The organism is Pseudonocardia sp. (assembly GCF_035305885.1).
GTDB lineage: Bacteria > Actinomycetota > Actinomycetes > Mycobacteriales > Pseudonocardiaceae > Pseudonocardia.
Map to the genome: position 1 here is coordinate 53,135 of NZ_DATGOP010000083.1, position 16,944 is coordinate 70,078.

Annotated in this window: 17 protein-coding genes and 3 tRNA genes; 11 read left to right on the forward strand and 9 right to left on the reverse strand. The window is 73.6% G+C overall.

Annotated elements, in window-relative coordinates:
* Positions 1–17: 17 nt before the first annotated feature.
* From VKZ81_RS17495 to VKZ81_RS17515, 5 genes are all read right to left on the reverse strand, one after another.
* Entirely contained in the window at positions 18–1,625 is a 1,608-nt protein-coding gene (locus tag VKZ81_RS17495) for an acyl--CoA ligase family protein (RefSeq protein ID WP_324242649.1), read from the reverse strand.
* 287 nt (positions 1,626–1,912) lie between these two features.
* Entirely contained in the window at positions 1,913–2,119 is a 207-nt protein-coding gene (locus tag VKZ81_RS17500; protein ID WP_324242650.1) for a ferredoxin, read from the reverse strand.
* A 37-nt stretch (positions 2,120–2,156) separates the two neighbouring features.
* Positions 2,157–2,771, reverse strand: coding sequence for a class F sortase (locus VKZ81_RS17505; protein ID WP_324242651.1), 615 nt, complete (start codon positions 2,769–2,771; stop codon positions 2,157–2,159).
* Positions 2,768–3,352: an excalibur calcium-binding domain-containing protein gene (locus VKZ81_RS17510; RefSeq protein WP_324242652.1), complete on the reverse strand. Its 585-nt coding sequence runs from the start codon at positions 3,350–3,352 to the stop codon at positions 2,768–2,770. Before VKZ81_RS17510 ends, VKZ81_RS17505 begins: the two co-directional genes overlap by 4 nt.
* A gap of 153 nt (positions 3,353–3,505) precedes the next feature.
* Positions 3,506–5,383 (reverse strand): propionyl-CoA synthetase, encoded by a 1,878-nt coding sequence (locus VKZ81_RS17515; protein WP_324242653.1) that lies wholly within the window; start codon positions 5,381–5,383, stop codon positions 3,506–3,508.
* Between the two features lie 255 nt (positions 5,384–5,638).
* On the opposite strand from VKZ81_RS17515, the gene VKZ81_RS17520 reads away from it, so the two are divergent.
* Positions 5,639–6,946, forward strand: a complete 1,308-nt coding sequence (locus tag VKZ81_RS17520) for a GDSL-type esterase/lipase family protein (protein WP_324242654.1) — start codon at positions 5,639–5,641, stop codon at positions 6,944–6,946.
* 6 nt (positions 6,947–6,952) lie between these two features.
* Here the strand turns inward: VKZ81_RS17520 and VKZ81_RS17525 are convergent, their stop codons facing one another.
* The gene (locus VKZ81_RS17525; RefSeq protein WP_324242655.1) at positions 6,953–7,330 is read right to left on the reverse strand and encodes an aldo-keto reductase family protein; all 378 of its coding nucleotides are present in this window, start codon (positions 7,328–7,330) and stop codon (positions 6,953–6,955) included.
* A 259-nt stretch (positions 7,331–7,589) separates the two neighbouring features.
* Here VKZ81_RS17525 and VKZ81_RS17530 point away from each other — a divergent pair, with 259 nt between their 5' ends.
* From VKZ81_RS17530 to VKZ81_RS17550, 5 genes are all read left to right on the forward strand, one after another.
* Positions 7,590–7,823: a hypothetical protein gene (locus VKZ81_RS17530; protein ID WP_324242656.1), complete on the forward strand. Its 234-nt coding sequence runs from the start codon at positions 7,590–7,592 to the stop codon at positions 7,821–7,823.
* 146 nt (positions 7,824–7,969) lie between these two features.
* Positions 7,970–8,042 (forward strand) — tRNA-Glu (locus VKZ81_RS17535).
* 32 nt (positions 8,043–8,074) lie between these two features.
* A tRNA-Asp gene (locus VKZ81_RS17540) sits at positions 8,075–8,148 on the forward strand.
* A 30-nt stretch (positions 8,149–8,178) separates the two neighbouring features.
* Positions 8,179–8,252, forward strand: a tRNA-Phe gene (locus tag VKZ81_RS17545).
* Between the two features lie 637 nt (positions 8,253–8,889).
* On the forward strand, positions 8,890–10,155 hold the full coding sequence (locus tag VKZ81_RS17550) for a GGDEF domain-containing protein (RefSeq protein WP_324242657.1): 1,266 nt from the start codon (positions 8,890–8,892) through the stop codon (positions 10,153–10,155).
* 51 nt (positions 10,156–10,206) lie between these two features.
* On the opposite strand, the gene VKZ81_RS17555 is transcribed toward VKZ81_RS17550, so the two are convergent.
* Both VKZ81_RS17555 and VKZ81_RS17560 read right to left on the reverse strand, forming a co-directional pair.
* Entirely contained in the window at positions 10,207–10,671 is a 465-nt protein-coding gene (locus tag VKZ81_RS17555) for a hypothetical protein (protein WP_324242658.1), read from the reverse strand.
* Between the two features lie 297 nt (positions 10,672–10,968).
* Complete coding sequence (locus VKZ81_RS17560) at positions 10,969–11,907, reverse strand: acyl-CoA desaturase (RefSeq protein WP_324242659.1); 939 nt, start codon at positions 11,905–11,907, stop codon at positions 10,969–10,971.
* Between the two features lie 291 nt (positions 11,908–12,198).
* Between VKZ81_RS17560 and VKZ81_RS17565 the strand changes: the two genes are divergently transcribed.
* From VKZ81_RS17565 to VKZ81_RS17575, 3 genes are all read left to right on the forward strand, one after another.
* On the forward strand, positions 12,199–12,402 hold the full coding sequence (locus VKZ81_RS17565) for a cold-shock protein (protein WP_324242660.1): 204 nt from the start codon (positions 12,199–12,201) through the stop codon (positions 12,400–12,402).
* 338 nt (positions 12,403–12,740) lie between these two features.
* Complete coding sequence (locus tag VKZ81_RS17570; protein ID WP_414709399.1) at positions 12,741–13,262, forward strand: hypothetical protein; 522 nt, start codon at positions 12,741–12,743, stop codon at positions 13,260–13,262.
* 276 nt (positions 13,263–13,538) lie between these two features.
* The gene (locus tag VKZ81_RS17575) at positions 13,539–14,789 is read left to right on the forward strand and encodes a DUF445 domain-containing protein (protein ID WP_324242690.1); all 1,251 of its coding nucleotides are present in this window, start codon (positions 13,539–13,541) and stop codon (positions 14,787–14,789) included.
* Here VKZ81_RS17575 and VKZ81_RS17580 read toward each other — a convergent pair.
* Positions 14,752–15,567, reverse strand: coding sequence for a CPBP family intramembrane glutamic endopeptidase (locus tag VKZ81_RS17580; protein WP_324242662.1), 816 nt, complete (start codon positions 15,565–15,567; stop codon positions 14,752–14,754). The two genes, VKZ81_RS17575 and VKZ81_RS17580, sit on opposite strands and share 38 nt — an antisense overlap.
* A 224-nt stretch (positions 15,568–15,791) precedes the next feature.
* Between VKZ81_RS17580 and VKZ81_RS17585 the strand changes: the two genes are divergently transcribed.
* Both VKZ81_RS17585 and VKZ81_RS17590 read left to right on the forward strand, forming a co-directional pair.
* Complete coding sequence (locus tag VKZ81_RS17585) at positions 15,792–16,172, forward strand: helix-turn-helix domain-containing protein (protein WP_324242691.1); 381 nt, start codon at positions 15,792–15,794, stop codon at positions 16,170–16,172.
* Between the two features lie 5 nt (positions 16,173–16,177).
* On the forward strand, positions 16,178–16,864 hold the full coding sequence (locus VKZ81_RS17590; protein ID WP_324242663.1) for a hypothetical protein: 687 nt from the start codon (positions 16,178–16,180) through the stop codon (positions 16,862–16,864).
* Positions 16,865–16,944 lie beyond the last annotated feature (80 nt).

Here is a 16,944-nt window from a genome sequence, read left to right on the forward strand (position 1 = left end):
GTGCGGGTGAGTCGCGCTCAGCCGCGGATGCGGGACGCGTGTCCCGACCACTCCTTCTCGCGCAGCTCGAACTTCTGCACCTTGCCCGTGGACGTCTTGGGCAACCGGTCGACCAGCTCGACGACCTTCGGCGCCTTGAACCGCGCGATGCGGTTCTTCACGTGCTCGATCAGCTCCTCGGGCGTGGCGGTCTGCCCGTCGGCCAGCACGACGAACGCCTTCGGGCGCTCGCCCCACCGCTCGTCCGGGATGCCGATGACCGCGGCCTCGAGCACCGCCGGGTGGGACACGATCGCCTGCTCGACCTCGATCGTCGAGATGTTCTCCCCGCCGGAGATGATCACGTCCTTGGCGCGGTCGCGCAGCTCGACGTAACCGTCGGGGTGCATGACGCCCAGGTCGCCCGAGTGGAACCAGCCGCCCGAGAACGCCTTCTCGGTGGCGGCGGGGTCCTCGAAGTAGCCGAGCATCACGTTGTTGCCCCGCATCACGACCTCGCCCATCGTGGTGCCGTCGGCCGGGACGTCGTTCATCCGCTCGTCGACCACGCGGAGCCTGTCCGCGCACAGCATCCCGACGCCCTGGCGGGCCTGCTTCTTCGCCCGCTCCTCGGTGGACAGGTCGTCCCACGCGCGCTGGTACTGGTTCACCGAGTACGGCCCGTAGGTCTCGGTGAGCCCGTAGACGTGCACGATCCGGAAGCCCATCCGCTCGGCGTGCCCGATGGTGGTGGGGCTGGGCGGGGCGCCCGCGGTCGTGATCGTGATCGGCCGGTCGAGCTCGCTCGCCTCGGGGGCGCGCAGGATCGTGGTGACGACCGTCGGGGCGCCGTTCAGGTGCGTGACGCCGTGCTCGCGGATGAGGTTCCAGATCACGTCGCCGCGCACCTCGCGCAGGCACACGTGGGTGCCGCCGACCGCGGTGACGGCCCACGGCGTGCACCAGCCGTTGCAGTGGAACATCGGCAGCGTCCAGAGGTAGACGCTGTCGAACGTGTGGCCGGAGTGGACGATCTCGCCGAAGGAGTTCAGGTAGGCCCCGCGGTGCGAGTACATCACGCCCTTCGGCCGGCCCGTCGTGCCCGACGTGTAGTTGATCGAGATGCAGGCGTTCTCGTCCCCGACCTCCCAGGCGAGCGGCTCGTCGCTGCCCCTGGCGAGCAGGTCGTCGTAGGTGATGCCGCTGCCGGTGCCGTCGCCCGGCTGGGCCGGGTCGACGATCGTGATGATCTCGTCGACGGTCTTGAGGTTGCGGGCGAGCGGCGCGACGGTCGGGTAGAGCGCCGCGTCGACGACCAGCAGCTTCGCCCCGGAGTGGTCGAGGATGTAGCGCACCTCCTCGGTGGCGAGCCGCGTGTTGATCGCGACGAGCACGGCGCCGGCGAGCGGCACGGCGAAGTGCGCGACCAGCATCTCGGGCACGTTGGGCAGCAGGTACGCCACCCGGTCGCCCGGGCCGATCCCGGAGCCGCGCAGGGCGTGTGCCACGCGCGTGACCTCCGCTGCGAACTGCGCGTACGAGTGCCTGCGCTCGCCGTAGACGATCGCGGTCTTGTCCGGGAAGACCTCGGCCGAGCGCTGCAGGAACGCCAGCGGGGTGAGTGGGGTGTGCCAGACGGCGGTCATCTCGCCTCCTTGCGCGGGGTGCGGCTCCAGATCCTCGGCGCTCGCGGGCGGCTCGACAACCACCCAATCGCGAGCCGCGGCCCGGGCACGCGCGAGTCGCGGCGTGGGTGCCCGCGAGTCGCGGTCTCGGTGCGCACGAGTCGCGGGGCCGGGTGCGTGGCGGCCGCGGGTCCGCCCACGGGGTCAGCAGCGGCCGCCGCGGGCTCGGCGCACGCCACGGCGGCGGTGCGCGGTCCGCGGCGGCGCGGGCCGGAAGAACGCGGGTCCGGGGTGGGTTCCGGTGCCGGCTAGCTGTCGTCCTCGTCCTCGACGAGCTTGATGGCCGCCCGCGGGCACGAGGCCACGGCCTGCTCCAGCCGCGGGCGGAGCTCCTCGGGCGGGTTCTCGTCGAGGATGTAGAGGAAATCGTCCTCCCGCACCTCGAACACCTCGGGGACGATGCCCATGCACACGGCGTTGGACTCGCACAGATCGAAGTCGACGACGACCTTCATCGCCCCATCGTGCAACCGCTGCCCCGGCGGCCGGTAGTCAGGCGAGCCTCACCAGCCGCGCGTACGCCACGACGTTGTCCCGGTAGTGGCCCGAGCCGGCGTCGAAGGCGCCGCCGCAGGTGATGAGCCTCAGCTCGGCGCCCGAGGTGTCGCCGTAGACGCGCTCGGTCGGGAACCGGTCCTTCGGGTAGCGCTCCACCAGGTAGGTGGAGAACACCGCGGTCGAGCCGTCGGCGCGGGTGACGGTGACCTCGTCGCCCGGCTGCAGCTCGTCGAGCCGCTGGAAGACACCGGGCGCGCCCTCGAAGTCGACGTGCCCCGCGATGACGGCTGGGCCGGGGGAGCCGGGGGTGGGGGCGAGGGAGAACCAGCCGGCGGTCGCGGCGTCCGGGGGCACCTCGAGTGCGCCCGCCGCGTCGATGCCGAGCTCGAGCAGCGGACCGGTGCGCACACCGATGGAGGGGACGCCGAGCTCGACCGGGGTGGTCTCCGGCACGGTGGCGGGCGGCGGGATGCGCTCCACCGGCGCGGCCGGGGCCGCCGCCGGCGCCCCGGCCGGTGTCGCGGCCTCCGGCGCGCCGCACGCCGTGAGCCCCGCGGTGAGCACCGCGGCGGCCCCGGCGAGCACGGCGCGCAGCGCCGGCCCGGTCACGGCCGCGGAGTGCCGCCGGTGGCCACCCCGCCCTTCGGGTGGACCGCGACCTGACGGCCCTCGGTGCCGAAGTGGTTCTCGCAGGCGATGCCGTCGTCGTCGGCGTCGAGCCGCTCCGGATCGCCGGGGCTCGCCTCGAGCGCAGCCTGGGCGTCGGCCTGGGAGGCGAAGTCGCGGCAGTCCCGGTCGCGGCCGGTTCCGCCGGCCCGGATCTCGTTGCCGCCGCTGCCGGCGTCGCCGTCGCCCTCGTCGCGGTCGCCGTCGTCGTCTGCGTCGTCGTCTGCGCCGTCGTCGTCCCCGCTGTCTTCGGCCTCCTCGTCGGGGTCGTCGTCGGGGTCGTCGTCCTGCGCGGCCGCGGGTGTGGTCCCGAGGGTGGCGTCGGCCGCCACGGCACGGGCGGTGACGAACGCCGCGCACGCGTCGTCGAGGAGCTCCGAGCGGACCTCGGCGAGCCCGGGCTCGGAGCAGCCCGGGTCGTCGGGGCGGTCGGCGGCGAGCGCGGTGCCCGCCATGGTCACGACGAGCGCGCCGCTGGCCGCGGCGGCGAGCATGGACAGCCGGGTGCGTCGGGGAACGGCCATGAGAGCTGGGGTCCTCTCGGTGTGGAACGGGGAGCGGCCGCCGTGGGGGAGCGTCGGCCTGCCGGGGTTGTCTCCGCCGCACCACTATCCGTTACCGCGCGACTACGAATTGCTCCATCTCGCCGCCGCGGGCACGCCGAACGGTGCCGTCGGCTACTCGCGACGCAGCACCGGGCGGAGCGCGTCGAGGACCGACGGGTCGTCGATGGTGCTGGGCACCGGCTCGTCGAGGCCGTCGGCGATCCCGCGCATCGTCTTGCGCAGGATCTTGCCGGAGCGGGTCTTCGGCAGCGCCGGCACGACGGCCACGTCCTTGAGGCTCGCCACGGCGCCGACCTGGTCGCGCACCAGCTGCACGAGCTCGGCCCGCAGCTCGTCCTCGTCGCGCTCGACGCCCGCCTTGAGCACGACGAAGCCGCGCGGGACCTGGCCCTTCAACGGGTCGGACACGCCGATCACGGCGCACTCGGCGACGTCGGGGTGGGAGGAGAGCACCTCCTCCATCCCGCCGGTGGACAGGCGGTGCCCGGCGACGTTGATGACGTCGTCGGTGCGGCCCATGACGTAGACGTAGCCGTCCTCGTCGATGTGCCCGCCGTCGCCGGTGAGGTAGTAGCCGTCGTAGGCCGACAGGTAGGAGGCCACGAACCGCTCGTCGTCGTTCCACAGGGTCGGCAGCGAGCCGGGCGGCATCGGCAGCTTGACGACGATCGCGCCGTCGGTGCCGGGGGCCGCCGGTGCGCCGGAGGGCTCGAGCACCTGCACGTCCCACCCCGGCAGCGGCTTGGTGGGCGAGCCCGGCTTGATCGGCAGCAGCTCGATGCCCGCCGGGTTGGCGACGATCGGCCAGCCGGTCTCGGTCTGCCACCAGTGGTCGATCACCGGGATGCCCAACAGGTCGGACGCCCAGCGCTGCGTCTCCGGGTCCAGGCGCTCCCCCGCGAGGAAGAGGTACTGCAGCGACGAGATGTCGTACTTGCGCGTGTGCTCGCCGTCCGGGTCCTCCTTCTTGATCGCCCGGAACGCGGTGGGCGCGGTGAAGAGGCTCTTCACGCCGTGCTCGGAGACCACCCGCCAGAACTGGCCCGCGTCCGGCGTGCCGACCGGTTTGCCCTCGTAGAGCACGGTGGTGGCGCCGGTGAGCAGCGGCCCGTAGACGATGTAGGAGTGCCCGACGACCCACCCGACGTCGGAGGCGGTGAACATCGTCTCGCCCGCGTCGACGGCGTACACGTTGGGCATCGTCCAGCGCAGCGCGACCGCGTAGCCGCCGCCGTCGCGCACCACGCCCTTCGGCTTCCCGGTGGTGCCGGAGGTGTAGAGGACGTAGAGCGGGTCGGTGGCCTTGAGCGGCACGCAGTCCACCGGCTCGGCGGACGCCATCGCCTCGGCCCAGTCGACGTCGTCGGGCCCCATCGCGGCCTCGGCCTGCGGCCGCTGCAGGATCACCCGCTTGCGCGGGGTGTGCTCGGCGATCTCCACCGCCTTGTCCAGCAGCGGCTTGTACTCGATGACCCGCTTGCCCTCGATCCCGCACGACGCGGAGACGATGACCGCGGGTTCGGCGTCGTCGATGCGCACCGCGAGCTCCTTCGGGGCGAAGCCGCCGAAGACCACCGAGTGCACGGCGCCGATCCGCGCGCAGGCGAGCATCGCGATCGCGGCCTCGGCCACCATCGGCATGTAGATCACCACGCGGTCGCCGCGGCCCACGCCGAGGCCGGCGAGCACCCCAGCGAACCTCGCCACCTCGTCGCGCAGCTGCGCGTAGGTGTAGGTGCGCTGCGTGCCCGTGACCGGCGAGTCGTAGATCAGCGCCGCCTGGTCGCCCCGACCCCCGTCGACGTGCCGGTCGAGCGCGTTGTGGCAGACGTTGAGCTCGCCGTCGGGGTACCACCGGTAGAAGGGCGGGTTGCTCGCGTCCAGCGCGCGGGTCGGCGCGACGTGCCAATCGATCGCCTGCGCCGCCTCCAACCAGAAACCCTCCGGGTCCTCGACGCTCGCCCGGAAGACGTCTTCGTACGCACCCATCGGCCGGCCTCCTCGCCATACGAACACTCGCCAGCGACAGTAAGCCGTGTGCGCCGCGGATCACATGCCCGACGACGGGCTGGGCCGGCACCACCTGGCCGGGTGGCGAGGGGTCCCCGCATCGGGGACGCTCCGCCGCCGCGGGATAGCGCAACGTAGCGTCACCACCCGAATGGCCGACTACCCGACGGGTGTCCTTCTCGTTCCACGTTGCGTAGCAGAGCAATCACGGCACGCGATGGAGGCGGGGAGACGGTGATCGGGTTCGGACGCAGGTGGGGCGCCGGGTGGTTGCCGTCCGCGCTCGCCGTGCTGGTGGCGCTCACCGGCTCGATCGGCCTGGCGGTCGCCATCGACGAGCCGTACCGGCCCGCCGGCAGGACGGCCGCGGCCTCGGCCTGCCGGCCCACCTGGGTCACGGGCTGGCAGACCGCGGCGCAGCCCGGCCCGGCCGTGCCCGGCCTCGGCGGCGGCACCGTGCGGATGGTCGTGCACCCGCAGGTGACCGGCTCGCAGGTGCGGCTGCGGCTGTCCAACGCCTACGGCGAGACCCCGCTCGCGGTCGGCTCGGTCACCGCCGCCCGTTCCGACGGGGCGGCCGGCCTCGTCCTCGGGACGGCGCAGCCGGTCCCGTTCGACGGGCAGCAGAGCGTGGTGATCCCGCCGGGCGGTGAGGTCGTCAGCGACCCCGTCCCGCTGGTGGCCGAGGCGGGCGGCCCGCTCGCGGTCAGCCTGTTCCTGCCCGCGGTGCCGCGGGTGCTCACCCAGCACCAGGTGCTGCAGACCGCCTACCTGTCCGGGCCCGGCGACGCCACGTTCGGCGGCGCGGGCGACTTCACCGCGCCGCTCGCGTCGTCGGTCGTGCTCACCGGCGTCGACGTGCAGGTGCCGCGCCCGGTGAACGCGCTCGTCGCCGTCGGCGACTCGATCACCGACGGGATGGGCGCCGCGCCCGGTGAGAGCTGGCCGGACGTCCTCGGCGCCCGGCTGCGCGACGAGGGCGGCACCACCACGATGGCGGTGCTCGGCGCGGGGATCTCCGGTAACCGGCTCCTCGCCGACGACGGGCCGCAGCACGGCGACGTCCCGCTCGCGCGGTTCGGCCGCGACGTCGCCGCCGCGGGTGGCGCCACCGACGTCGTGCTGCACATCGGCACGAACGACATCGCCGCCGGTCGCACCGCGGCGGACATCATCGCGGGGCTGCAGCGGTTCGCCGAGCACGCCAGGGCCGCGGGCAAGCGCGTCTTCCTCACCACGGTGACGCCGTCGGCCGCCGGCCCGCACGGCACCCCGGAGGCGATCGCCGAACGCCGGGCCGTCAACGCCTGGGTGCTCGAGCACGGACCCGGGTACGCCGACGGGATCTTCGACTTCGCCGCCGCCGTGGCCGACCCCGCGGATCCCGACCGGCTCGCGCCCGCGTTCGACGCGGGCGACGGGCTGCACCTGTCCGCGGCCGGCTACCGGGCGCTCGCCGAGGCCGTGGACGCGCGAGCGTTCACCGGCAGCCCGTGCCTGGTCGGCGACCCGCCCGCCCGCGTGCTGGTCGCCAACCGCTGAGGGCGCTCAGCGGCGACCGAACCGCGGCAGGAACCGGCGCTTGTCCTGGTCGTCGTCCCCGACCGCGGGGAGGGGGCCGGTCGGCGTGTCCTCGCGGTCGAGCCGCTCGATCACCCACTCCACCGCGAGCGCGCCGGGCGAGACGCCCTTCTCCGCGGCGATCCGGCGCAGCTGCTCGATCCGCAGCGCGGGCAGCCGCAGCTGGAACACCTGCGCGGACCCGAACCGGCCCGTGAACTCGGTCGGGTTCTCCTCACCCGCGCCGCTCAACGCGGCCAGGTAGGAGTCGAGCTCGCGGTCCGGCTCCGGAGGCTCCGGCTCGGAGCCCCGGCGGACCGGCGCGGGTGCGCGGTGGCGGGAGCGAGGCCGTTCGGAGGGCGGCATGCGCGGCAGCCTACGCGGCCCGCTCTCGCGCTCCGTGATCCCGAGATCTGGACGCTCACCCGCTAAGAGGGGTGCACCGAACGGCTCCAGTTAGGTAACGTGCCGGTCACGGCCACGGGGGTGGCTGCGGGGCGTTCCGGTCCGGGGTGGGGTACCCGGGACGGGTGATTGCAACCGGTTTCCGGTGGACGGCGCGGTCCGCAGGAGGCGCGCCCCCGGTTCGGTCGGGGAGAGCTGGCGACCGCACGGGGAGGCGTCGATGACCATCGGGAGCACACGTACGGAGCTCGAGGGGGACCGGTTCACATCGAGCGGTTCGATCCCCAACCAGCGCACTGCGGCCGACGCCTACCGCGTCTCCGAAGAACAGCTGCACCGCGCCCGGCTGGTGGTCGCCCGCAACTCCTCCGACTCGGAGGACCTCCGTCAGCTGCTCGACATGCTCGGGCTGATCTCGGCGAACCCGGATCTCCCGCCGCCCGTCACCCGCTGAGCACCCGACCGCCCGGGGCGGCTCCGGTGCAGGTCGGAGCGCTCCGGGCGGGTGGTGCACCCCCCGGCTACGGGGACGTGGCAGGCTTGTCCTATGCTGGTCCCGCTCCCAACGGACAGCCGTTGCGGGCGGGGACCTCGGTCCAAGCCCCCATCGTCTAGCGGCCTAGGACTCCGCCCTTTCAAGGCGGCAGCGCGGGTTCGAATCCCGTTGGGGGTACGGTACGAGTAGCGGTACAACTGAACATGCAAGGCCCAGTGGCGCAGTTGGTTAGCGCGTCGCCCTGTCACGGCGAAGGTCGCGGGTTCGAGTCCCGTCTGGGTCGCTTCAGTCCCCGGTGATCAGCACCGGTCTCGGCCAGGTAGCTCAGTTGGTACGAGCGACCGCCTGAAAAGCGGTAGGTCGGCGGTTCGACCCCGCCCCTGGCCACCCATCCTGGTTACGCATGTCACTGGCACCGCCTCCGGCCCTGCCCCACGCCGTGCCATTCCGACAGCAGGCCCACCGGCGCCCGTCTTGAGGCGGGCCCGCACGCGTGTGACGGCCTGCTGGGGGCGCCGCGCCCGGGCGGGCGGGCCCCGGCCTGCCCGGCGATGCCTGCCCGTAGGGGCGGCCCGGACGATGCGCGGCGCCCTCGGCAGGTGGAGTCGGGCCGAGCGTTGGCCCGGCCGCCCGACCCCCGTCGCAGATGAGGCCACCTCCATGCCGTCTGGCTGCATGAAGGTGGCCGTGCGGCAACCGGACGCCACCCCGCGGCCCGCCGGCGTATGACCGGCGTCACAGCTCAGGTGCGGGCGCACTCGCTCGGTTAGGCTCGCCTGAGCGCCGGACGTGCGCCACGGATCCCCACCGCGGTGGCGCCCCGCTCCCCGGTCCGGGCGACCGTTTCGCCACCCGGCGAGTGGTGCACGTCAATCGACCGATGACGTAGGGTCGCCGTCCGGCTACCATCCGCCCGGATGGGGGACGAGCCGGCCGCGATGACGGCCCGATGGAAGGTTTCAGGGGGTTGCGAGTGCCGCGACGCGGGGTAGCTCGGTGGACCGTCTGGACCCTCCCGGTCCCGGTGCTCGCCGTGCTCCTCGTCGTCGAGCTCCTCGCGGTCGGCACCCTGGCCGCCTCGATCCCGTTCGCCGTCGACCAGCTCCCCGACAACTGGGCCCTGTTCACGGCCGTCCTCGTCGGGGCGGGCGTCCTCAGCACCGAGGCGTCGCTCGGCGTCGAACGGATGCGGCACCAGTCCGACGAGACCCCCCACATCGACCTGAGCTCGGTGTGGACGTTCGCCGCCGCCGCGCTGCTGCCCGGGGCGGCCGCCAGCGTCGTCGTGCTCGGCATCTACGGGCACCTCTACGCCCGGGTCTGGCGGGGTGGGGTGCCGCCGCACCGCGCCATCTACAGCACCGCCACGGTCGTGCTCGCCGTGCAGGCCGCATCGGCCGTCACCGGCCTCGTCGAGCGCGACGAGCTGTTCACGAGCCTGCCCGGCCTCGCGGCCGTCCTGCTCGCGGTGCTGGCCTACGCGGCCGTCAACATGGTGCTGGTCGTCGCCGCCATCGTGCTGAGCGGCCCCAACCGCGACCTCACCACGTTCCTGCAGGTCCTCACCCGCACCGACGAGGCCGTGCTCGAGTTCGCCACCCTGTCCATGGGCGCGCTCGCCGCGGGGGCGATGGGGGCGCTCGGGCCCGCCTACGCCGTGCTCGTGCTGCCCCCGCTGATCGTCCTGCACCGCACCGTCCTCGTGCGGCAGCTCGAGGAGGCCGCGAGCGTCGACGGCAAGACCGGCCTGCTCAACGCCGCCGCCTGGCACGTGCGGGCGGTCCGCGCGCTGCGCAGGGCCGAACGCACCGGGGGCCGGGCCGGGCTGCTCGTCCTCGACCTCGACCACTTCAAGGCGGTCAACGACCGGTACGGCCACCTCGTCGGCGACCAGGTCCTCGCCGCCGTCGCCGAGGCCGTCCGCGACGAGGTGCGCGACGACGACCTCGTGGGGCGGTTCGGCGGGGAGGAGTTCGTCGTGCTCCTGGCCGGCTCCGACGCCGAGGACGGGCGGGTCGCCGCGGCCGCCGTCGCCGAGCGCATCCGCAGCCGGATCGCCGACATCAGGGTCGAGGTGCCCGGCGCGCGGGGCACCGTGGCCGTCGACAACCTCACCGTCTCGATCGGTGGGGCCTCGTACCCCACCGACGGCGCCGACCTCGGCCAGCTGCTCGAGGTGGCCGACACCGCCATGTACGCCGCGAAGCGGGCCGGCCGCAACACCGTGCGCATGGGCCTGCACGCCGTCCCCAGCGGGGCCGTCCGCCCCGTCCCGCGCCACCGGCCGTGAGCGGGTGCGAGCGCCGCCGCGCCCGCACCCGCCCACCGGAGGATCGGACCGTCAGCCCGCCGCGGGCAGCTCGGCGGGCGCCGCCCCACCGAGCGGCAGCGCGCCGGTACCCGGGAGCGCAGGCGTGGGCACCGGCACGGGCAGCTGCGGGAGCGGACCCTGCGCACCCGGCTCGGCGGCCGGGGGCTCCGGGACCGGCGGGAGGCTCGGCACCGCGGGAAGCGGCGGCTCCGGCAGCGGCGGGGGAGTCGGCAGCGAGGGAACGGGCACCGGCGGCTCGGGCAGCGCCGGCAGCGGCGGTTCGGGCAGCGGCGGGAGCGGGAGCTGCGCCGGCCCGGCCGCGGTCTGAGCGCCGCTGAGCACGGCCGCGGGCGTCCCCGGTACCGAGATCGCGGCGGGAGCGTCGGGTGGCGGTACCGGCTCGGCGGCCTGGGCCGTGGAGGTCCCGAGGCCGAGGACGAACGCCGCGGTGGTCAGCGCGGCGATCGACAGGGATCTTGCGTTCCGACTCCGCATCGGAGCCTCCCCAGATCGAACGGACAGAACGCCCGGAATGATGCGTCTGGGGCTGGTGTGACACCAGAGGAAGATCTTCGACCCGGATCGGCCCGGGAACGCTCGGTGACCGGCGGCCCCGGATCGGGTGTCGCCGGTGCGGGTTCTGCGTCCACCGACCGGTACCGCCACCGCACGCGGCGCGCACGGGAGGATCGACACGCCGAGCGGTCCGATCACACTTTCGCCTGGGATACGGGGTGCGGGCTGACCGTCCGGTCGGGTGTCACACGGAGTGCAGGAAATCGGCCGCTGCGATCACGCAGGGTCGCGGCTGAGCTTCTGCAGCCGGCGGGTGGTCGGCCACCGCACCGAGTGCACCCAGCCGAGCCGCTCGAAGAGCCAGATGACCCGCGCCGAGATGTCCACCTGGCCGCGCTTCACGCCGTGCCGCGCGCAGGTGGGGTCGGCGTGGTGGAGGTTGTGCCACGACTCGCCGAACGACAGCACCGCGAGCCACCAGACGTTCGCCGAGCGGTCCCGGGCGGCGAACGGTCGGTCGCCGAACATGTGGCAGATCGAGTTGATCGACCACGTGACGTGGTGCAGCACGCCCACCCGGACCAATCCGGCCCAGAACAGGGCGGTCAGCGCGCCCCACCACGACCACGACAGCAGGCCGCCGAGCGTCGCGGGGACCAGGAGGCTGGCCGCGGTGAGCGGAAGGAAGAGCTTGTCGACCAGCACGATGTCGCGGTCGGCGAGCAGGTCGGGGGCGAAACGGCGGGCGTTGGTGCGATCGCGGCCGAGGATCCAGCCCATGTGGGAGTGCCAGAAGCCGCGGATCATCGCGACCGCGCTGGTGCCGAACAGCCACGGCGAGTGCGGGTCGCCCTCCTTGTCGGAGAAGGCGTGGTGGCGGCGGTGGTCGGCGACCCACCCGATCACCCCGCCCTGGAACGCGGTGCTGCCGATGACCGCGAGCGCGATGCGCAGCGGCCGCTTCGCCTTGAACGACCCGTGCGTGAAGTACCGGTGGAACCCGACGGTGACGCCGAGCCCGGTGAGGACGTAGAAGACGACCGCGAGGCCCACGTCCAGCCAGGTGAGGCCCCAGCCCCAGGCCAGGGGGACCGCCGTTGCCAGCGCGAGCAGCGGCACGATCATGAACGCGATGACGAGCGCCTGCTCCGTGGCGGTCTTGCGGCCATCGACGAGGGGGGCGACGGAGGGCCGTTGCGGCGCGGCAGCGGTCATGGGGGCTCCCTTTGTCCGGTGCGGCTTGGATAACGGTACGGCAACGACGGGTACCCCAGGAGGGCCTTGCGCAGTCGTCGCCCTCGGGGATCCCGCGTTCGGAGCAGAGCCGTGGTAGGTTTTGCGGCGGTTGCAGTCGTGTCTTCCTCGATCGTTGTGAAGCGTCCGTGGAGAGTGACGGTGGGCTTCGCAGGCGTTCGAGGGGCAACCTCTTCGTCCGGCGGTGGCCCCGCGCAGCCGCCCGGTCGGCACACAGCCGGCCGGGTCCGCTACACCGTATGGAGAACAGGTATGCCGCAGGGCACCGTCAAGTGGTTCAACGCCGAGAAGGGCTTCGGCTTCATCGCCACGGACGACAACGGTCCGGACGTCTTCGTCCACTACTCGGCCATCCAGTCGGATGGTTTCCGCACCCTCGAGGAGAACCAGAGGGTCGAGTTCGAGTCGAGCCAGGGCGCGAAGGGTCCGCAGGCCGACACGGTTCGCGCCATCTGAGCGACCACGAGCTGACCGGAGGTGCCGGCGTCCCGCAGGGGCGCCGGCACCTCCGCGTTTCGGGGGTGCGCCGCGGGCCCTGCCGCTGGTCGTCGACGACCGGTTCTCGTCTCGGTGACGGTTCGAACACCGGCCGTCGATCCCCGGACGTCAACCGGTCGCCCGCCGTTCACCGGCGGTGAGTGAGTGCACGCTCAGGGGTGATTCCCGCTCGTCTCGGCGCTCGGTGCGATCGTCGCTACCCGCTCCACTACCCGTTCCCGGCCCGTCATGCTCGGTGTTGTGCCTCACAGAGATGCGGCACGAAGCACGGCAAGACGAGTACGGAGGTCATCCAGATGTCGGGCTGGGACAGCTACCGCGCGGTCTACGGCGCGGAGCTCCGCGCGGCAGCGCACGAGTTCGATGACCACGGCTGGCCGGTGGTAGCGGCGTCGCCCACCAGCCTCCTGCTCGTCACCGGCACCGCGCTGGACGTCTTCGAGGTGCCGGCCGCCGTCGGCCGCCAGGTCTGCGCGCACCTGCGCAGCACCGGATCCGTGGTGCCGATCGCCGCCACGCCCACCGGCTCCTGGTGGTTCCCGGTCGCCCCCGGCGCCACGCTCCCCGCGGAGCTGCGCGACGTCGAGGGCGTCGTCCTGCACACCGGCGGCGCCGCGGTGCTGGCGCCGCCGTCCGAGGTCCCGGACGGCTGGGTGCACTGGCGGGTTGCCCCGTCGCTCACCGGCTACCGGATCCCGGACGCCGACACGATCATCCACGCCGCCGCCGACGCGCTGCGGTGGCGTGCCGACCGGAACGCGCACCCGGGCGCCCAGCGGCCCGCCGGTGCGCTCGCGGTGGGAACGCGGTCCGCCTGAGGACCGCCGTACCGGCGACCGGTTCGCCCCCGTTGACGCAGCCCGTCGGGCCGCGCCGGGGGCACCGGAAGCGCCGGTGGTGCGGCGCCCGAGGGGGCACTCCTCCCTCGACGCGCGGCCGCACCACGAACGTGGCCGGGGCCGGCGAGCGGAGGACCGCCGGCCCCGGCCAAAGCCAAGCCCAGGCACTATTGGTTCGTGCAAACCTCGCAGCCTCCCCGCGCGGACGTGGCGCCGCGGCGACCCGTCGTCGAGGTCGGGCTGGGCTTCGGCCGGATGGACGCCACCGCCCGGGCGCGGGACCTGCGGAAGATGAAGGCGCTGGCCACCGGGCTGCTCCTCCTCGCGACGCTGATCTTCTTGCTGACCCGGTGGTGGGAGGCCAACGAGGCCCCCGCCTGGGTCGGCTACGTCCGGGCGATGGCCGAGGCGGGCATGGTCGGCGCGCTCGCGGACTGGTTCGCCGTCACCGCCCTGTTCCGGCGCCCGCTCGGGCTGCCGATCCCGCACACGGCGATCATCCCCACGAAGAAGGACGCGCTCGGCGCGAACCTGGGCGACTTCGTCGGCGAGAACTTCCTCGGTGAGGACGTCGTGCGCGACAAGCTCGCGCGCGTCGAGGTCTCCTCGCGCGTCGGCGCCTGGATCGGGCAGGAGGCCAACGCCGACCGCGTCACCGCCGAGCTCGCCACCGCGGCGCGCGGCGTGGTCACCGTCCTGCGCGACGACGCGGTGCAGGAGGTCATCGAGCAGGTACTGGTCCGCAAGCTGATGGAGCGCCCCGTCGGGCCGCCGCTGGGCAAGGTGCTGCAGGGCGTGCTCGCCGACGGCGCCCACCACCGCATGGTCGACCTGATCTGCGACCGCGCCTACGACTGGGTCACCGCCAACCACGACACGGTGCTGCGGATCGTTCACGACCGGGCCCCGGCCTGGTCGCCGCGGTTCGTCGACGACCTCATCGCCGACCGCGTCTTCCTCGAGGTGCAGAACTTCGCCTGGGCGGTGAAGACCGACCCGGAGCACCCGCTGCGCAAGGCCGTCGACAAGTTCCTCGCCGAGTTCGCCGCCGACCTGCAGACCGACGAGGAGACCATCCAGCGCGCCGAGCGGATCAAGCACCAGATCGTCGCCCACCCGGACGTCCAGCGGTTCATCGGGCAGGCGTGGGGCACGGTGAAGGGGCTGATCCTCGACGCGGCGGCCGACCCGTCCAGCGCCCTGCGCACCCGCGTGCGCGACGGCCTCGTGGCGCTCGGTACCCGGCTCGCCACCGACGCCGAGCTGCGCGCCAAGGTCGACGGCTGGCTCGCCGACGCCGCCGGCTACGTGGTGCGCCACTACCGCGGCGAGATCACCACGCTGATCACCGACACCGTCGAGCGCTGGGACGCCGAGGAGACCTCCCGCAAGGTCGAACTGCAGGTGGGCCGGGACCTGCAGTTCATCCGCATCAACGGCACGGTGGTCGGGTCGCTCGCCGGGCTCGTCATCTACACCGTGGGTCAGCTGGCGTTCGGCGGCTGAGGCGCTCCGCCCGCCTGAGGTCGGGCACGACGACCAGCGCCGCGACCGCGAGCAGCGGCGCGACGATCACCGGGTCGAACTGCGCGGGGAACGGCAGGGCGCAGACGTTGGTCATCAGGTGCACGAGCACCGCGGCGAAGACGCTCCCGCCCGAGCGCAGCCAGAGCCACACGATCAGGACCCGCAGCGCCACCGTCGCGACCCACATGCCCGCGGTCCACGCGCCGTCGTGGCCCAGCTGCAGGTACCAGCCCGGCAGGTGCCAGGTCGCCCAGACGACCCCCACCACGACGGCGGCACCGAGGGCGCCCCGACCGCGCTGCAGCGCGCCCTGCAGGTAGCCGGTCCACCCCGCCTCCTCGCAGACCGCGCCGACGAAGCCGAGGGCGGCGGTGGTCGGCACGGCCACGAGCAGGTACGCGGCGTCCGGGACGGGCTGGGGCCGTCCGGCGAGCCACCCGATCAGGCCCGCCAGCGCGGTGACGGCGGGCAGCAACAGGAACAGCGGGAGGAACAGCGCGCGCGGGCGCACGCCGCGCGGGTCGACGCAGCTGCGCAGCAGCCGGCGGACATCGCCCCAGGTGCCCTCGCGGACGAGCAGGACCACCGCGGCCGCGAGCGGGCAGACGGCCATCAGGGCGCCGACCGGGAGGGCGACGGGGAGGTCCAGCCGGGATCCGCCGAGGACCCAGAACGGCACCGAGAACACCGCGAGCAGCGCCAGGAACGCGGTGGGGGAGCGACGGTCGACGTTCTCCCGGCTCTTCTCCGGTCGCATGCGTGGAGTCTGCCGTGTCCACGCCCGACGGGTTGAAACCCGTCCCGGTGTGGGGAGCGTCATCCACCTGCGCAAGCAGGGTGCTTGCAAGAGCTAGCACTCGTGCGTACCGTCGATGGGGACGCAGGAGGTGAGCGCGGGTGGCGGCGACGGAGCAGCCTTCCCGGTCGGGCGACGGACGCCCCGGTGAACGTGTCGGGCACGCGGTCGAGCAGGTCGGCCACGTGGTCGAGCAGGCGGGGCAGGCCGTCGGACAGGCCGTCGACGACATCGGCGCCTACATCCGCAGCCAGCGGGAGGGCGCACAGGTGTCGTTGCGGCAGCTCGCACGCGCCGCCGGCGTCAGCAACCCCTACCTCAGCCAGATCGAGCGGGGGTTGCGCAAACCGTCCGCCGAGATCCTCCAGCAGATCGCGAAGGCCCTGCGGATCTCCGCGGAGGCCCTGTACGTGAAGGCCGGGATCCTCGAGCAGAAGCCCGCGAGCGCCGTCACCGACGCGGTGCTCGCCGATCCGGCCCTGACCGAGCGCCAGAAGCAGGTGCTCCTGGACATCTACCAGTCATTCAGGCGGGAGAACGACTCCTCACCGCCGACGAAGGAGTGATCATCATGGCAGTGGACCTTCCGACCACCGCCGACGCCCGCAAGGCGCGCCGCAACGCCGCCAAGGCCGCCGCCGAGCGCGCCGAGGCCGCCCGCACGCCGCTGCTCGCGGTCCTCGGCGCCGGGGACCGCGCGGTCAGCGCCGTGTCCAAGGCCGTCGAGGGCGTGCAGCACCGGGTCGCCGAGCTGCCGCAGCACCTGAACGGCGAGGAGCTGCGCAAGGCCGTCGCCGAGCTCAAGGAGCAGGCCGAGCGGACCTACGTCGGCTTCGCCAAGCAGGGCGAGCAGACCTGGTCCCGCATCCGCACGCGTCCGGAGGTCAAGGAGGCCATCGCGCGGCTCGAGACCTACACGGGCAAGCTCGACTCGCGGGTCGACGAGCTCGTCGACGACGCGCGGGACGCCACCGAGAAGGCCCTCGCCGCCGTCAGCACGCAGACGCGCTCGACCGGCGAGAAGCTCGCCCGGGCCACGCAGCGGTTCACCGGCCGCACGTCGGACGCCGTGGCGAAGGCGGGCGCCGAGACCGCCGAGACCATCTCGGAGGCCGGCACGGAGGCCGCGCGCGAGACGCGCAGCACCGCCCGCAAGGCCGCGAGCCGGACGGCTCCCAAGGCGCAGACCGGCACCACCGCGAGCAAGCCCACCGCCCGCCGCGGCGGCTCGGCGAACGGCTCGAAGTCCGGCAGCTGACGCCCGCTACCACCGCGAACGCCCCCGGGCTCCCGTGCCCCGGGGGCGTTCGCGCGTGTCGGTGACCGCCGTGGGCGACC

Excerpts from the sequence above, each read along its gene's own strand:
- VKZ81_RS17575 (WP_324242690.1), top strand. The coding sequence starts at position 13,539 with ATGGACGCCACCGCCCGGGCGCGGGACCTGCGGAAGATGAAGGCGCTG.
- VKZ81_RS17530 (WP_324242656.1), top strand. The coding sequence starts at position 7,590 with ATGACCATCGGGAGCACACGTACGGAGCTCGAGGGGGACCGGTTCACA.
- VKZ81_RS17565 (WP_324242660.1), top strand. The coding sequence starts at position 12,199 with ATGCCGCAGGGCACCGTCAAGTGGTTCAACGCCGAGAAGGGCTTCGGC.
- VKZ81_RS17495 (WP_324242649.1), bottom strand. The coding sequence starts at position 1,625 with ATGACCGCCGTCTGGCACACCCCACTCACCCCGCTGGCGTTCCTGCAG.
- VKZ81_RS17570 (WP_414709399.1), top strand. The coding sequence starts at position 12,741 with ATGTCGGGCTGGGACAGCTACCGCGCGGTCTACGGCGCGGAGCTCCGC.
- VKZ81_RS17580 (WP_324242662.1), bottom strand. The coding sequence starts at position 15,567 with ATGCGACCGGAGAAGAGCCGGGAGAACGTCGACCGTCGCTCCCCCACC.
- VKZ81_RS17510 (WP_324242652.1), bottom strand. The coding sequence starts at position 3,352 with ATGGCCGTTCCCCGACGCACCCGGCTGTCCATGCTCGCCGCCGCGGCC.
- VKZ81_RS17590 (WP_324242663.1), top strand. The coding sequence starts at position 16,178 with ATGGCAGTGGACCTTCCGACCACCGCCGACGCCCGCAAGGCGCGCCGC.
- VKZ81_RS17555 (WP_324242658.1), bottom strand. The coding sequence starts at position 10,671 with ATGCGGAGTCGGAACGCAAGATCCCTGTCGATCGCCGCGCTGACCACC.
- VKZ81_RS17525 (WP_324242655.1), bottom strand. The coding sequence starts at position 7,330 with ATGCCGCCCTCCGAACGGCCTCGCTCCCGCCACCGCGCACCCGCGCCG.
- VKZ81_RS17515 (WP_324242653.1), bottom strand. The coding sequence starts at position 5,383 with ATGGGTGCGTACGAAGACGTCTTCCGGGCGAGCGTCGAGGACCCGGAG.
- VKZ81_RS17560 (WP_324242659.1), bottom strand. The coding sequence starts at position 11,907 with ATGACCGCTGCCGCGCCGCAACGGCCCTCCGTCGCCCCCCTCGTCGAT.
- VKZ81_RS17500 (WP_324242650.1), bottom strand. The coding sequence starts at position 2,119 with ATGAAGGTCGTCGTCGACTTCGATCTGTGCGAGTCCAACGCCGTGTGC.